The following is a 14623-nucleotide window of genomic DNA, read 5'->3' on the forward strand; positions in this document are numbered from 1 at the left end:
TTCCTCAGATTGATGACTTGCCCATCGCGTGCGCCATCAGGCGCCGCTTCACTGCGGGCATTTTATCAAGCAAGTTGAGTCCGATATTGCGGATCACGCGTACGGGCTCCAGATTGGCCCCGAACAGGCGCTCCAGGCCATCGGTTGCCAGTTGCATCATGAGCACGTCTTCCTTGCGCTTGCGGGCATAGCGCGCCAGCACCCGTTCGTCGCCGATGGCGCGCCGTTCCTCGCGCTCGCGCACCGTGGCGAGCAGGTCGACCACGTCGCCAAAACCCAGGTTCATGCCATGGCCGGCCAGCGGATGCACGGCGTGGGCGGCGTCGCCTACCAGCGCCACCCGCGGCGCCACGATCGCATGCGGCTTGACCAGCGCCAGCGGCACCGCCGCCACGGCCTCGGGTTGCAGGGGACGCAGGGCGCCCAGCTTGGCGTCGGCATATTCGCCGAGCCGGATCGCGAGCTCGCCCAGCGATTCGTCCATCAGGGTGTCGGCCAGGGTCTCGGGCGCCGACCACACCAGCGAGACGCGGTTGCCCGGCAGCGGCAGCAGGGCGATGATGCCGTCCGCGCAGGTGAACCACTGGTGGGCCACGCCATGGTGCGGCTTGTCGCAGGCGAAATTGGTGACGATGGCGCGCTGGTGGTACATCCGGTAATCGACGCCGATATCGCATTGTCCGCGCACCCAGGATTCGCGGCCGTCGGCGCCGACCAGCAGCGCGCATTCGATGCGGCGGCCGTCTTCCAGGCGCAGCGCGGCGCCCTCGGCGCTGCAGGCGAGTTCGCAGGCGCGGCCCTCGATGCGCTGCACATTGTGGGCAAACTTGAGCGCGGCATCCAGCGCCCCATTGAGGTTGTGGTCTTCGACGATCCAGGCCAGGGTGCCGACCCGGGCGCCGAAGGCGTCGAAGCCGAGGCTGCCGCCGTCCTGGCCGTCGCCGCGCACGTCCATCGCATCGACCGCGGCGACGCGCGCCAGGTCGAGGGCGCCCCAGACCTTGAGCGAGGCCAGCAGGTCGTGGGCAGTATGGTTGAGCGCATACACCCGCACATCCCACGGTCGCTCGGCGGCCGAGGCGGTGGACGCCGACGACGCCTGCGCCTCGGCCCCGGGACGCGCGGGCGGCGCCAGCAGGGTCACGCTATGCCCGGCCTGGGCAAAGCCGAGGGCGGTGGTCTTGGCGATGGCGCCATTGCCGACGATGCAAACATCGGTCCGGGTAGTGGAGGTCGTGGGCGTGGTCATGGCGTTCATTATAGCGATATGCCAATGCCGCACGTCGGGTGGAAGGCTGGGCGGTCCACCGGGCGCGGTGGGCGCGCCATCCACCCCACGCCAACAAGTACTTGCGCAACTGAAAATCGCTGGCTATAATCATGCCTCTCTTGGCCTGGTAGCTCAGTTGGTAGAGCAGAGGATTGAAAATCCTTGTGTCGGTGGTTCGATTCCGCCCCGGGCCACCAAGATTCAGAAAACGCCACCTTTGGGTGGCGTTTTTGCATTCCGAGGCCCGCCATGCACACTCTCCCGCCCTGCCCCCAATGCCAATCGGCCTATACCTACGAAGACGGTACCGGCCAGTATGTCTGCCCGGAATGCGCCCATGAATGGCCGGTCCAGGCTGCCGCTGCCGCTGCCGACGGCCCACGCGTCTACAAAGATGCTTCTGGCAACATCCTCCAGGATGGCGACACCGTCACCGTGATCAAGGACCTGAAACCGAAGGGGTCGGGCGGCGTGATCAAGCAAGGCACCAAGGTCAAGAATATCCGCCTGGTCGATGCCGACCACGACATCGACTGCAAGATCGACGGCTTTGGCGCCATGAGCCTGAAGACGGAGTTCGTGCGCAAGGTGTAAACACCTTCGCGCGCGATTCCTGCGCATTCGCCGCCAGTCTTGCCGCATGCCGCGCCTTCCCGCGGCGCCTGCCACCGCGCACGCGCGCCCTCGCCCAGCGCGGCGCGCTTGCCGCCTGGTGCAACACGCCTGCCGACTAATGCAACACGCCTGCCTCCTCGCGGGTGAGCACGATCTCGAGGTATTCGGCCGGCGCCACCATCGAATCGGGCCCGGCCGTATTGAAACGGTCGATCAGCGCCAGCAGGTCTTGTTCGAGCGCATCTGCCGCTGTCGGGGCAAGGGCGGCGAAGGCACGGTTCAGCGGCCCGTAGTAATCGCGGAACACATGCACCCAGTGCGTGGGCGATGCGTAGCGGAAGTTGAACATCTTGCGCGTGATACGTGCCTGGAGCCCGTCGGCGCCGAACAGCTGGCGCACATGGTCTTCATTTCCCCACAATAGCGGCGACGCCAGCCCGGCCGGCGGCGGTATGTGCTTGCCCACGGCCTTGAACAACTGGCCGATGAAGCCTTCGGGCGTCCAGTTCGCCATGCCGATGCGGCCGCCCGGCCGCACCACGCGCCGCATCTCGGCGGCGGCGCGCGCCTGGTCGGGCGCGAACATGATCCCGAAGGTGGACAGGGCCACGTCGAAGCTGGCGTCCGGGAATGGCAGCGCCTCGGCGTCGGCTTCGCGGAAGTCGACCGCCAGGCCTTCGGCGGCGGCGCGCGCCCGGCCTTTCTCGAGCAGCGCCGGCACGTAGTCGGTGGAAGTGACGCGGGCGAAGCGGCGCGCCGCGGCCAGCGTCGCATTGCCGTTGCCGGCGGCGACGTCGATGACGCGCTCGCCGGCGCGCACGTCGGTGGCTTCGGCCAGCAGTTCGCCGACGATTTGCAGGGTGACGCCGACGACGGCGAAGTCGCCGCTGGCCCAGGTGGCCTGCTGGCGCTGCTTGATCGCGGCGAGGTCGGGGCCGGGAGCGTTGGGATTCGCCTGGGGCGACGGTGAGGGCTGGGCTGGCTGGGTCATGATGAATCTCCTTCGGCGAAAGTGCGCCTGAAATGGTATTCTCGATATGACAGGCGTCGCCCCCCGGTTGTTCGGCGCCGAACCTTGTGCTTTCTCAATCCTTCAACGGGAAATCGGCCGGACGATTCGACTCCAATAACCAGGCAGACACCGCACACCGCGTCGCCCAAGGGGGGGGAAAGTCATGCAACAGCGTCTAGTTCCACGTGGCATCGCCGCCATCGCCGCATTCATCGTTCTTGCCATCTTCATTATCGGCGCGCTTGCGCTCGCCGCCAAGGCCTCGTTTTGGTCCGGGCGCGGCACGACCGATACTGGTTTCGACCCGCTGTTTGCCCGCGCTGGCGGCACCGTTTGTGCGCCGGCGGGCGCGGGTGCGCCGCCCGTCCTGGCCCATCTGGTGCAGGCCCAGACCGAGACCCGCCCGTTCTCGCCGGGCCAGCAGTCGCGCGCCAGAACGGGAGACCGATCCGGCGCCAAGCCTGGCAAGGCCGCCCCGCCGCCCCTCTACAAAGACCTGGGCAAGCTGCACGTACCAATTACCACCACCAGCAAGCGCGCCCAGGCCTATTTCGACCAGGGCATCCGCCTCACTTTTTCCTTCAACCATGCCGAGGCGGCGCGCGCCTACCGCGCCGCGCAAGACGCCGACCCCGACTGCGCCATGTGCTACTGGGGCGAAGCGCTGGTGCTGGGCCCGAACATCAATGCCCCCATGTTCCCCGAGGCCATCGCGCCGGCGGTGGCAGCCGCGGCCGAGGCCAGCCGCCTGGCGCCGCGCACCCGGCCCGAAGAACAGGCCGTGATCCGCGCCGTGGCGCGCCGCTACAGCGCCGATCCCGGCGCCGACCGGGCCGCGCTCGACAAGGCCTATGCCGACGCCATGGCCGAGGCCGCGCGCGACTTCCCCGGCCACGACACCATCCAGGTGCTGTTCGCCGAATCGCTGATGGACCTGTCGCCCTGGGATTATTGGGCGGCCGGCGGCGCCCAGCCCAAGAACCGCACTGCCGAGCTGGTCGCTGCGCTAGAAAAAGTATTGGCGCGCAACCCGACCCATGCCGGGGCGGCCCACTACTACATCCATGCGATGGAAGCCTCGACCCGGCCCGAGAAGGCGCTACCCGCCGCGCGCGTGCTGGCGCAGCAGATCCCGGGCGCCGGCCACATCGTGCACATGCCCTCGCACATCTATTATCGCCTGGGCATGTACCGCGAAGCGCTGCGCTCGAACGTGCAGGCAGTCGCCATCGACGAGCGCTACTTTGCCGACGCGGCCAGCGATCCCGTGTATCGGGGCGCCTATTACCCGCACAACATCCACTTCGTCATGGTGTCGGCCCTGATGGGCGGCGACGGTCCTACCGCACTCGAAGCCGCAGGCAAGCTCGACAAGGTCATCACGCCCGACCTGCTCAAGGCCATCGGCGCGCTGCAGCCGGTCAAGTCGGCGCCCTACTTCGCCCACGTCCAGTTCAGCGATCCCGACACCCTGCTCGCCCTGCCCGATCCCGGCCCCGAATTCGTCCTCGTGCAGGCTATGTGGCATTACGCGCGCGCCGTCGGCCATGCGCGCAAGGGCGATGTCGGTGCGGCCGCGCGCGATATCGCCGCGCTCGACAAGATCGAGAAGACCGGCGACTTCAAGGCGGTGAACGACTGGAATATTCCGGGACGCGAGATCGTCCAGACCGCCCGCTCGGTGGCGCAAGCCCGGGTAGCCGATGCGCAGGGCGACCTGCCGCGGGCGATCGGCGCCTACCGCAATGCGATCGCGGTGCAGGATGGCCTGCCCTATATGGAACCGCCCTACTGGTACTACCCGGTGCGCCAGTCGCTCGGCGTAGCGCTCTTGCGTAGCGGACAACCCGACGCGGCCGAAAAAGTGTTCCGGGATTCGCTGGCCCGCACCCCGAGCAATGGCTGGGCGCTGCGCGGCTTGATGGAGGTGTACCGCAAGCGCGGTGACGAAGCCGCGCTCGCTGCCGCGCAAAAACAGTTCGCCACCACCTGGCTCGGCAAGCCGGATGGGCCGGCGCTGTCAGCACTGTAGGAAAACACTAGCCGCATGCAATTCATGCGACACAGCAAACCCATTGTCATTTATGCTAGGAACCCACATATTGACAAGAGGTTCCGATGAACGCCAAGCCTTCGTTCTTTGCGTCATGCGCCGTCCTGTTCCTGTCCGGCCTGTGCGCCGTCCCGGCGCTGGCAGCGGATGCCGCCCGGCCGCTGCAGCCGATCGAATCGCTCGTGGTGCCACGCTATATGGGCATCTGGTACGAGATCGCAAAATTCCCCAACGATTTCCAGAAAAAATGCGTCGGTGACACAACCGCGACCTACAACCTGGGCCAGGATGGACGGGTGCAGGTCGTCAACCGCTGCCGCACTGCCGACGGCAAATCCGAGGTGGCCGAAGGCGTTGCGCGCCAGCTCGGCGGCGCGACCTCGCCCAAGCTCAAGGTGCGCTTCGCACCAGCCATCCTGTCCTTCATCCCGATGGTATGGGGAGACTACTGGGTGATCGATCTCGACGACAAATACCAGCTGTCCGCCGTGAGCGAGCCCAAGCGTGAATACCTGTGGATCCTGTCGCGCACGCCGCAAGTCGAACCGGCCGAGTATGACGCCCTGCTCACACGCCTGACGGCCCAGGGACTGGATGTCTCCAGGCTGGAGCGCACATCACAGACGCGCATGCAGCAGCCTCAATCGACAAACTAGGTAGGTTCGTCGAACAGGACTAGCCGTAGGGGATGAAGGTAATCCCGTTAGCGATCAGTTCCGCAAGATTCCCGACGTTTTCCTTGCTCTCGCTAAAATTCGCAAGCACAGTGGCGCGCGCCGCCAGGTCGTCGCCGCCGGCCAGCAGCTTCGTCCAGAAATCCAGGCCTTCCTGGTCCGGCTGGCGGTCCAGCACATTGCCATACAGGGCGGTAACGAAGGCGTCGGCACCCAGGGCGCCATATTTTCCGGTGAATTCATCGCTTCGGATGAAGCCCGCCGCCACGTCTTGCAGCGACATGCCGCCATCCATCCGGTCGATCCAGAATCCAAGACCGGTCAGGTCCGGCGCACGGTCGAAGGCTGCCTGGAAGATGCGGAAGGCCTTGCCTGCACTGCCGTCGACATCGAAAGCAAGCGCACTGTCAGAGAAATGAATGCGCTCGATGCCTTCCAGCGTATCGATGCCTTCGGTCCCCACCCTGTCGGCCACGGTCGTGTGCTTGCCAAGCAGCCTGACCTCATAGCCGCCTGCCGTGCCCGCATACAATGCGGTATCCAGGCCAATGCCGCCATTCAGGATGTCGTTGCCGCCGCCGCCTTCGAGCACGTCATTGCCGGCGCCGCCAGTGATGATGTTCGCCTTGAAGTCACCGTACAGCACGTCGTCACCTCCGGTGCCGTCGACATTCGGCCTCTTGTCGTCCAGGTCGGTGTACGGCAGGCCTTTCACCGGCAGCGTGACGTCGATCCCGAGGTCTTGCATCACTGCCAGTTCGATCCGGCCAATGTCCCAGCGGTTCTGCTCGTAGTTGCCAATATCGCCGATCATGCCGCCATACGTGTACTGGGGTGTCAACTTGCTGATGATGTGGCCGACTTCATCGAACGCCAGTGGCCGTCCCAGCAACGCCATGGTCGCCTCTCCCTCGAAGTAGTACACGCCGTCACGCAACACGACCTTGCTGCCGAGGGTGCTGAAAGGGATATTGGCCTGGTCGAAAGCGATCGTATGCAATACTTCGTGCAGGGCGATCGAAATGAAGTCATGCGCGCCTGGTGGGATCTGCGGTGACTTGAGAAACTCGGGGTTGGGATCCAGCCAGACCGGGGCGCCGTAATTGCGCATCGTGCCATCGGCGCCGAGATAGATGGTAAAGCCGGCGTCCGGCTCGCTGCCGTTCAGGTCCTTCCCGGTGGTCATCTCGATCAGATTGCTCTTGGTCGTCGCGCCGTCCTGGGAAAAGTACGACATCTCGGTGGCAGGAATGATGCCGTCCTGCGTCCAGCCCAACTCACTCTTGAGCTCGGCGTTGGTCTTGATATTGACCCTGACATCGAGCGTGCCCTTCCAGTCGATGAACTGGTCCAGATAGGCCATGACGTACTGGACATTCTTGTCGATCAGGTCGTGGGTGGGCTGGTCAAGCAAGTATCTGGTATCGGCGATGGAAACGGTCCACAAACTCATCACTACTCCTCATGGTGGGCGAGCTCACCCACACGGCAAGACGCGCAATATTAATTGCATCATAGCAATATCAGCGACATCCATGCCAATCCGTCGGAAAAATATGCTGACAGGGTATTGCGTATGGAGATAGGCCTTTTTGCCCCCATATCCGCTGCATCAAAGCCGCTGCCCGCTGCAACGCCTCTTGAACCAACGATGCCTTTCACGACCCGATTCCCTCATGTTTGCAGGACAAGACCAATGCTGGCCGGCGTGGCCATTGCCTTCGGTGTACAGTGGGCGCCAGCCGCGCTGGCCCAACCCGTGTCCGCAGCCGATCCACTGGCAACGCTGGTCAACGCCTACCGCGGCGCCCCCGGCATCTGCGACGGCAGCCCCGTCACGCCCGCCCCCGCGCTCGTGCCGCAAGCGGCCCTGGCGCAGCTGCGCATCGGGGCCGGCACCTTCATCGAATCGGCCCTGGAGCGCGCCGGCTATGCCGTCGAGCAAGCGCAGGCCATCTACGTCACCGGACCCGAGGATGCCCAGTCGGCCATGACCGTGCTGGCGCAGAAATACTGCAAGGTGTTGCTGAGCGATCGGTTCTCGGCAGTCGGCAGCTATCGCGAGGGCACGACCTGGACCGTCGTGTTGGCGCGCCCGGCCCCGCCGCTGCCGTCGATCACCTATCCCGACTGGCGCGAGGCCGGCCGCACGATCCTGGATCAAGTCAACCAGGCGCGCGCAAGCGTCCGCTCCTGCGGCGACCGGCAATTCCCGGCGGCGCCGCCCCTGCGCTGGAACCCGGCGCTGGGCGACGCCGCGCTGGCCCATAGCCGCGACATGGCCACGCGCCGCTACTTCAGCCACCGCGCTGGCGATGGCAGCCAGGCCGCCGAGCGCGCCCTACGCGCAGGCTACAGCTGGCGCCGGGTTGGCGAAAACATCGCTTTCGGCCAGCGTTCGCCGCGCGAAGCGGTGGAAGGCTGGCTCGACAGCCCGGGCCACTGCGCCAACATCATGAACCGCGACTTCACCGAGATGGGCGCCGCCTATGGCGTCACTCCACAGCGGCAGACCGGCATCATCTACTGGACCCAGGTGTTCGGCACACCGCGCTAAGGAGGGTCAGAACCCGGCACAGGGGTAGGCGCCGTGCTTGCCCCGTGTTCGTCCCGTCTTGCCTACCGTGCCGTGCCTCCCGCATAAGCTGCTTCGGATAGACTTCCTTTCAACATCAACCTCCCGTCCGTGCCCCACTGCGCCGGCCTCGACCACATGACCCAGTCCCAACCACGGCTCGGCCTCGTCTGCATCACCGTCTCGAAAGACGTGCGCTACCGCGCGCTCACGCGCAAGCGCCTGCTCGAGCATGGCGAGGACGGCCAGCGCCGCTTGCTGGAAGACATCTACCGCGACAATATCCAGACCCTCGACAACGCCCTGCGCTACTGCGAGCGCGAAGGCATCGCCCTCTACCGCATGCCCTCGTCGATCTTCCCGTTTTCCGACACGCCGTTCGGGCTGGACATCCTGCAGCAGTTCAAGGAAACCCTGGGCCGCTCGGGCCGGCGCGCGATCGAGCGCGGCATCCGCCTGGTGATGCACCCCGACCAGTTCGTGGTACTCAGTTCCGATTCAGACGACGTGGTGGCCAATAGCGTCAAGATCCTGCAGATGCACGCCGACATCATGGACTTGCTGGACCAGCCGCGCTCGCCGTGGGCCCTGCTGGAAATCCACGGCGGCAAAGCCGACCGCGAAGACAAGCTCGTCGCCCGCATCGCCGAACTGCCGGAAGCGATCCGCTGTCGCATCGGCCTGGAGAACGACGAATACGCCTACAGCGCCGACGAGATCCACGCCGTATGCGTGCGCGCCGGCGTGCCGATGGTATTCGACGCCCACCACCACATCGTCCACGAAAAGCTGGACAGCTACGAGCACCCCAGCGTGGCCGGGATGGTCGCCAGGGCGCGCGCCACCTGGCCCGACCCGAGTCACCAGTTGGTGCACATCTCGAACGGCCGCGAAGGCTTTAATGACCGCCAGCATTCGGACCTGATCGCGACCATGCCCTCGTCCTATCTTGCTGCGCCCTATATCGAGATCGAGGCCAAGCTCAAGGAAGAAGCGATCCTCGGGCTGGATGGCTGGTGTACACGGTTTGCGCCGGCCTGATCAAGCCTGTTGCAACTTCTCCAGCCACGGCACGATCACATCGCACAGCTGCTGCGGCGCCTCCAGCGGAATCATGTGCCCGCTGTCCTCGATCAACGCGAACTGCGCGTCCGCGATCCCCGCGTGCATCTCCTGCACCTCTTCCAGGCTGCGCAAGCCGTCGTGGCCCGCCGCGACCACCAGGGTCGGGCAGCGGATATCGCCCAGCAGGTGCAGGTCGCCGGGCCGCTCGACCATCGACTGGTTGCGGAAGGCTTCGCCGCCCAGGCGCACGCCCATCATGCGCACGCGCTCGACCAGCGCCTCGTTATTCACCTCGCGCGGATGCAGCGAACTGGCGATCGCGGTACGGCTCAGGCCCGCAAACGAGACCGACGGCGCCGCCCTGGCCACCGTGCGCTTGCGCAGCCGGACGGTGTCGGAATCTGGCCGGGTCGAGGTGGCGATCAGCACCAGCGCGCGCACCCGTTCGGGCGCCTGGCGCAGCATCTCGCGCGCGACATAGCCGCCCATCGAAAAGCCAATCAGGATGAAGGACGGCGGCGCCTCGGCCAGTGCGCGGCGCGCCAGGTCTTCGATGGTGGAATCGTGACGCAGGTCGGCATGCGCCAGCGGGCCGAATGGGGCCAGCCGCTCGCGCATATCGTCCCATAGCGTCGCATCGAGCATATAGCCAGGAACCAGCAGGATAGTCATCGCGCCATCATAGCAAAGCGCGGCGCGGGATGTGGGCCCCCAGTCAGGCCGCCTTCTTCGGCAGGATGTCGCTGGCCATCATCTCGCCGAACGGCCCGGTGATCGACTGCTCGCCCTGGTCCTTGCCCTTGCCCAGCAGCGGAAACACCAGTTCGGCGAAGCGGTACGATTCCTCCAGATGCGGATAACCCGACAGGATGAAGGTCTCGATGCCAAGGTCGGCGTATTCGCGCAGGCGCGCCGCCACCGTCTCGGGGTCGCCCACCAGCGCCGTCCCCGCGCCGCCGCGCACCAGGCCGACGCCGGCCCACAGGTTGGGCGACACCTCCAGCTGGTCGCGCCGGCCGCCATGCAGCGCCGCCATGCGGCGCTGGCCGACCGAGTCCATCTTTGCGAACGCGGCCTGCGCCTTGGCAATGGTGTCGTCATCCAGATGGCTGATCAATTCATCGGCCGCGCGCCAGGCTTCTTCATTGGTTTCGCGCACGATCACATGCAGGCGGATGCCGAACTGCAGGGTGCGGCCATGTTTCGCGGCGCGCGCGCGGATATCGGCCAGCTTCCCGGCAACCGCCGCCGGCGGTTCGCCCCAGGTCAGGTAGACGTCCATCTGCTCGGCCGCCAGCTCATGCGCCGGCTCGGACGAACCGCCGAAGTACAGCGGCGGATATGGCTTCTGCACCGGCGGATACAAGGTCTTGGCGCCCTTGACCTGGATATGCTTGCCCTCGAAGTCATAGCCCGCCGCGCCGCCCTCGCCCGCCATGCTGGCACGCCAGACCTTGAAGAATTCGCTCGAGATCTCGTAGCGCTTGCTGTGATCGGCGAACAGGCCGTCGGCTTCGAGCTCGCCCTGGTCGCCGCCGGTGACGACGTTGATCAGCAGGCGCCCGTTCGACAGGCGGTCGAAGGTCGAGGCCATGCGCACCGCCAGCCCCGGCGTCGACAGGCCGGGACGGATCGCGACCAGGAATTTCAGTTTGGTGGTGGCGTTGATGAGGCTCGATGCGACGATCCAGGCATCCTCGCAGGAACGCCCGGTCGGCAGCAGCACGCCGTCGTAGCCGAGGGTATCGGCGGCAACTGCCACCTGTTTCAGGTAGTCGGCATCGACCGCGCGCGCACCCTTGGTGGTGCCGAGGTAACGGCTGTCGCCATGAGTAGGGATGAACCAGAAGATGTTGGGAGAAGACACGGCGATTCCTTGGTGGTGGGTCACGCGGCGACGGCGGTCTGCACGCGCGCGTGGAGTTCGGCGTCGAGCTGCTCGACGCCCTCGGCGACGCGCTCGGCGATCGGCGCCGCCAGGCGCGTGCCGCGTTCGCTGTCCCAGGCGACCTGCTCGGACGTCGCATAGATGCTCGACAGGATGGCGCGCGCCGACATCGAGGCCAGCACCGGCCGCAGCGCATAGTCGAGCGCCAGCAGGTGCGACTGGCTGCCGCCGGTCGCCAGCGGCAGCACGACCTTGCCGCGCAGGCCATCTTGCGGAAGCATGTCGAGGAACAGCTTGAGCATGCCGGTGTAGGCCGCCTTGTAGATCGGCGTGGCCACCACCAGCGCATCGGCCTGGGCCACCAGCGCCAGCGCGCGCGCCAGTTCCGGGTCGCTGGCATCCATGCGCAGCAGGGCCGGGCCAGGCAGTTCGCGCACCTCGAGGCGCGTCGTGCGCCAGCCGTGGACGGCGAGTTTTTCTCCGACGTGCTGCAGCAGGCGGCTGCAGGACGACTGCGACGACGGGCTACCGCCCAGCAAGATGACGCTCATGGGAATTCCGATCCTGATAACGATCGTCATAGCGTACGGCGCGCCCACGACGATCCCAACGAATCGTTTCGCTCATCGATATGCGTTTGCCGTTTTAACCTTTCGCGCATATTCATGGCCGGATTTCTTCGTTCACGCCGCACCGGCCGTGGGCGCAAGATGGCGACTCACTCAACATCGGCATCGTGTCCCATGTCTTCCATCCTGCAACAACTGCGTCCACAAGACGACACCACCACGGCGGCCCTAACCGATCCGCTGGCCCTGGCGGCCGATCTCGGCGAGCGCCTGGCCGCCACCGCCATCGAACGCGACCGCGCCGGCGGTCACCCGAAACACGAACGTGAACTGATCCGCGCCTCGGGCCTGCTCACGCTCTCGATTCCGGCCGAGTTCGGCGGCCAGGGCGCCGACTGGACGACCGTCATGGCCGCGGTGCGCATCCTGGCAAGAAGCGACAGCGCGCTGGCCCACCTGTTCGGCTTCCACCACCTGCAACTGGCCGGCATCCAGCTGTATGGCACCGAGCTGCAGCAGCGCAGCCTGCTCACCGCCACCGTGCGCCAGAAGCTGTTCTGGGGGAATGCGCTGAACCCGCTCGACAAGCGCACCCGCGCCACCGCCTCGCCGGCCGGCTACATCCTCGATGGCGTCAAGAGTTTTTCGTCGGGTTCGGTGGGCTCGGACTGGCTGACGGTATCGGCCTGGGTATCAGGAGCAGACCGGGATGCCGACGCCGCCCTGATCGCCGTGGTGCCGACCGAGCAGGCCGGCGTGCACGTGGAAGCCGACTGGGACGCCTTCGGCCAGCGCCAGACCGACAGCGGCAACGTTCATTTTGAGAAGGTCTACCTGCCGACCGCGCTGGTGCTGCAGGCGCCCGGCCAGGCCGCGACCGCGCGCTCCACCTTGCGCTCGCAGGTTGCGCAGCTGATCATGACCAATCTGTACCTGGGCATCGCACAGGGCGCCTTCGAGGCCGCGCGCGACTACACGCTCGAGCAGGCCCGGCCCTGGTTCGCATCCGGCGTGGACGATGCGATCGACGATCCTTTCACCCAGCACCGCTACGGCCAGCTGTGGCTGGCCGTGCGTCCGGCCGTGCTGCTGGCCGACGATGCGGCGCGCCAGCTCGACGCCGCCATCCGCAAGGGAGACGCCGTGACGGCGCGCGAGCGCGGTGAAGTGGCGGTCGCCGTGGCCGAGGCCAAGGTGCTGGCGCACCGCGCCGCGATCGAGATCAGCAGCCAGATGTTCGAACTGCTGGGCGCGCGCGCCACCTCCAGCCGCTTCGGCTTCGACCGATTCTGGCGCAACGCCCGCGTGCACACCCTGCACGACCCGGTCGACTACAAGCTGCGCGACCTCGGGCGCTATGCGCTCAGCGGCCGCGTACCCGTTCCGACGCCCTACTCGTAACGAGCCCGCCATGACGACCTCCGCTCCCGTCATCCGCATCGCGCGCGCCAGCAAGGCCTTTCCGCTGCCCGAAGGCCGCCGCTTCGACGCCCTGCGCGACGTCTCGCTCGACATCCTGCCGGGCGAGATCTTCGGCCTGGTCGGCCGTAGCGGCGCCGGCAAGTCGACCTTGCTGCGCTTGATGAACCTGCTGGAAAAGCCCGACAGCGGCAGCATCGCCGTCGCCGGCCAGGAACTGACCGCGCTCAGCGCGCGCGAATTGCGCGAGGCGCGCCGCCGCATCGGCATGATCTACCAGCACTTCAACCTGCTCGCCAACGCCACCGTATTCGAAAACGTGGCGTTCCCGCTGCGCATCCACGGCGTCATGAACGCGCCGCGCCTGAAGGCGCGCGTGACCGAATGCCTCGAACTGGTGGGCTTGCTCGACAAGGCCGGCAGTTATCCGGCGCGCCTGTCGGGCGGCCAGAAACAGCGGGTGGCGATCGCCCGCGCCCTGGCCAGCTACCCCACCGTGCTGCTGTGCGACGAGCCGACGTCGGCCCTCGATCCGGACACCACGCGCAGCGTGCTCGATACGCTGCGCGACATCAACGCGCATCTCGGCGTGACGATCGTCATCGTCAGCCACGAGCTGCAAGCGCTGGGCAGCCTGTGCCAGCGCGCGGCCGTGGTCGAGGATGGCCGCATCGCCGAACTGTTCGACCTGACGGATCACAGCGCGCCACGCAAGACCTCGCTCGGCCGCGAGCTGGCCTACCACGCCGCCGAAGCGCAGGTCGACATCCCACCGGGAGAACTGCATGCCTGAAAACCTCCTGCTCGTCGCGCCCGAGCTGTGGCGCGCCTTCGGCGAAACCCTGCTCATGCTCGGCATCGGCCTGTCGGCCGCGGTGCTGGTCGGCGGCCCGCTCGGCGTGGCCCTGTTCCTGAACAGTTCCGGCGAGCCGCGCCGTGGCCTCGGCGTGGGCCGCAGCATCGGCCAGGTGCTGGGCTGGCTGGTGAACACCGTGCGCTCCTTCCCCTTCATCATCCTGATGGTGGCGCTGGTGCCGTTTACGCGCATCGTCGCCGGCACCTCGATCGGCCCGCTGGCCGCTAGCGTACCGCTGTCCTGCGCTGCTATCCCGTACTTTGCACGCCTGGTCGAGCAGCAGTTGCACGACGTGCCGCGCGGCGTGATCGAAGCCGCCGAGGCAATGGGCGCCACCCGCCTGCAGATCGTCACCCGGGTGCTGCTGCTCGAGGCAAGATCGGGCCTGGTGCTGGCGCTGACCGTGCTGGCCATCAGCTTTCTTTCTTACTCGGCGGTGGCCGGCGTGGTCGGTGGCGGCGGCATCGGCGACCTGGCCATCCGCTACGGCTACTACCGCTTCGAGACCGACGTCATGGTGATCACGGTCGCGATCCTGATCGCCATGGTGCAGCTGATCCAGTTCGGCGGCGGACGCATCGCGCGCCGCCTGGACAAGCGCTGAGCCGACCCAACTACAAAGGAACC

The 14623-nt window shown here is 66.5% G+C and carries 14 protein-coding genes and 1 tRNA gene; 9 read left to right on the forward strand and 6 right to left on the reverse strand.

What is annotated here, in order from left to right; translation table 11 throughout:
- Positions 1–4: 4 nt before the first annotated feature.
- Positions 5–1249, reverse strand: a complete 1245-nt coding sequence (locus E8M83_RS03975; RefSeq protein ID WP_137172099.1) for an FAD-dependent monooxygenase — start codon at positions 1247–1249, stop codon at positions 5–7.
- 142 nt (positions 1250–1391) lie between these two features.
- Between E8M83_RS03975 and E8M83_RS03980 the strand changes: the two genes are divergently transcribed.
- A tRNA-Phe gene (locus tag E8M83_RS03980) sits at positions 1392–1467 on the forward strand.
- Between the two features lie 52 nt (positions 1468–1519).
- Complete coding sequence (locus E8M83_RS03985) at positions 1520–1864, forward strand: zinc ribbon domain-containing protein YjdM (RefSeq protein ID WP_137172100.1); 345 nt, start codon at positions 1520–1522, stop codon at positions 1862–1864.
- Between the two features lie 136 nt (positions 1865–2000).
- Here E8M83_RS03985 and E8M83_RS03990 read toward each other — a convergent pair whose 3' ends face one another.
- Positions 2001–2876 (reverse strand): class I SAM-dependent methyltransferase, encoded by an 876-nt coding sequence (locus E8M83_RS03990; protein ID WP_137172101.1) that lies wholly within the window; start codon positions 2874–2876, stop codon positions 2001–2003.
- 184 nt (positions 2877–3060) lie between these two features.
- On the opposite strand from E8M83_RS03990, the gene E8M83_RS03995 reads away from it, so the two are divergent.
- On the forward strand, positions 3061–4929 hold the full coding sequence (locus E8M83_RS03995) for a tetratricopeptide repeat protein (protein ID WP_137172102.1): 1869 nt from the start codon (positions 3061–3063) through the stop codon (positions 4927–4929).
- An 86-nt stretch (positions 4930–5015) separates the two neighbouring features.
- Positions 5016–5606, forward strand: a complete 591-nt coding sequence (locus E8M83_RS04000; protein WP_137172103.1) for a lipocalin family protein — start codon at positions 5016–5018, stop codon at positions 5604–5606.
- Positions 5607–5625: 19 nt separating this feature from the next.
- Here the strand turns inward: E8M83_RS04000 and E8M83_RS26440 are convergent, their stop codons facing one another.
- Entirely contained in the window at positions 5626–7077 is a 1452-nt protein-coding gene (locus tag E8M83_RS26440; protein WP_137172104.1) for a DUF4214 domain-containing protein, read from the reverse strand.
- 243 nt (positions 7078–7320) lie between these two features.
- Between E8M83_RS26440 and E8M83_RS04010 the strand changes: the two genes are divergently transcribed.
- Both E8M83_RS04010 and uvsE read left to right on the forward strand, forming a co-directional pair.
- The gene (locus E8M83_RS04010) at positions 7321–8181 is read left to right on the forward strand and encodes a CAP domain-containing protein (protein ID WP_229491413.1); all 861 of its coding nucleotides are present in this window, start codon (positions 7321–7323) and stop codon (positions 8179–8181) included.
- 156 nt (positions 8182–8337) lie between these two features.
- Positions 8338–9240: a UV DNA damage repair endonuclease UvsE gene (gene uvsE, locus E8M83_RS04015; protein WP_137172106.1), complete on the forward strand. Its 903-nt coding sequence runs from the start codon at positions 8338–8340 to the stop codon at positions 9238–9240.
- Here the strand turns inward: uvsE and E8M83_RS04020 are convergent, their stop codons facing one another.
- From E8M83_RS04020 to ssuE, 3 genes are read right to left on the reverse strand one after another with little or no spacing between them, the layout of a single operon-like run.
- Entirely contained in the window at positions 9241–9936 is a 696-nt protein-coding gene (locus E8M83_RS04020) for an alpha/beta fold hydrolase (protein ID WP_170976688.1), read from the reverse strand.
- A 43-nt stretch (positions 9937–9979) separates the two neighbouring features.
- Entirely contained in the window at positions 9980–11131 is a 1152-nt protein-coding gene (gene ssuD / locus E8M83_RS04025) for an FMNH2-dependent alkanesulfonate monooxygenase (protein ID WP_137172107.1), read from the reverse strand.
- Between the two features lie 20 nt (positions 11132–11151).
- Entirely contained in the window at positions 11152–11703 is a 552-nt protein-coding gene (gene ssuE, locus E8M83_RS04030) for an NADPH-dependent FMN reductase (RefSeq protein ID WP_137172108.1), read from the reverse strand.
- Positions 11704–11895: 192 nt separating this feature from the next.
- Between ssuE and E8M83_RS04035 the strand changes: the two genes are divergently transcribed.
- Genes E8M83_RS04035 through E8M83_RS04045 form a run of 3 tightly spaced genes read left to right on the forward strand, consistent with a single transcriptional unit; the run spans position 11896 to position 14600 of the window.
- The gene (locus E8M83_RS04035) at positions 11896–13122 is read left to right on the forward strand and encodes an acyl-CoA dehydrogenase family protein (RefSeq protein ID WP_137172109.1); all 1227 of its coding nucleotides are present in this window, start codon (positions 11896–11898) and stop codon (positions 13120–13122) included.
- A 10-nt stretch (positions 13123–13132) separates the two neighbouring features.
- On the forward strand, positions 13133–13933 hold the full coding sequence (locus E8M83_RS04040) for a methionine ABC transporter ATP-binding protein (RefSeq protein WP_137172110.1): 801 nt from the start codon (positions 13133–13135) through the stop codon (positions 13931–13933).
- Positions 13926–14600, forward strand: coding sequence for a methionine ABC transporter permease (locus E8M83_RS04045; RefSeq protein WP_137172111.1), 675 nt, complete (start codon positions 13926–13928; stop codon positions 14598–14600). Before E8M83_RS04040 ends, E8M83_RS04045 begins: the two co-directional genes overlap by 8 nt.
- The last annotated feature ends 23 nt before the right edge of the window (positions 14601–14623 follow it).

It is taken from the genome of Massilia sp. HP4, from assembly GCF_005222695.1.
GTDB lineage: Bacteria > Pseudomonadota > Gammaproteobacteria > Burkholderiales > Burkholderiaceae_D > Telluria.

Excerpts from the sequence above, each read along its gene's own strand:
- E8M83_RS03975 (WP_137172099.1), bottom strand. The coding sequence starts at position 1,249 with ATGACCACGCCCACGACCTCCACTACCCGGACCGATGTTTGCATCGTC.
- E8M83_RS03985 (WP_137172100.1), top strand. The coding sequence starts at position 1,520 with ATGCACACTCTCCCGCCCTGCCCCCAATGCCAATCGGCCTATACCTAC.
- E8M83_RS03990 (WP_137172101.1), bottom strand. The coding sequence starts at position 2,876 with ATGACCCAGCCAGCCCAGCCCTCACCGTCGCCCCAGGCGAATCCCAAC.
- E8M83_RS03995 (WP_137172102.1), top strand. The coding sequence starts at position 3,061 with ATGCAACAGCGTCTAGTTCCACGTGGCATCGCCGCCATCGCCGCATTC.
- E8M83_RS04000 (WP_137172103.1), top strand. The coding sequence starts at position 5,016 with ATGAACGCCAAGCCTTCGTTCTTTGCGTCATGCGCCGTCCTGTTCCTG.
- E8M83_RS26440 (WP_137172104.1), bottom strand. The coding sequence starts at position 7,077 with ATGAGTTTGTGGACCGTTTCCATCGCCGATACCAGATACTTGCTTGAC.
- E8M83_RS04010 (WP_229491413.1), top strand. The coding sequence starts at position 7,321 with ATGCTGGCCGGCGTGGCCATTGCCTTCGGTGTACAGTGGGCGCCAGCC.
- uvsE (WP_137172106.1), top strand. The coding sequence starts at position 8,338 with ATGACCCAGTCCCAACCACGGCTCGGCCTCGTCTGCATCACCGTCTCG.
- E8M83_RS04020 (WP_170976688.1), bottom strand. The coding sequence starts at position 9,936 with ATGACTATCCTGCTGGTTCCTGGCTATATGCTCGATGCGACGCTATGG.
- ssuE (WP_137172108.1), bottom strand. The coding sequence starts at position 11,703 with ATGAGCGTCATCTTGCTGGGCGGTAGCCCGTCGTCGCAGTCGTCCTGC.
- E8M83_RS04035 (WP_137172109.1), top strand. The coding sequence starts at position 11,896 with ATGTCTTCCATCCTGCAACAACTGCGTCCACAAGACGACACCACCACG.
- E8M83_RS04040 (WP_137172110.1), top strand. The coding sequence starts at position 13,133 with ATGACGACCTCCGCTCCCGTCATCCGCATCGCGCGCGCCAGCAAGGCC.
- E8M83_RS04045 (WP_137172111.1), top strand. The coding sequence starts at position 13,926 with ATGCCTGAAAACCTCCTGCTCGTCGCGCCCGAGCTGTGGCGCGCCTTC.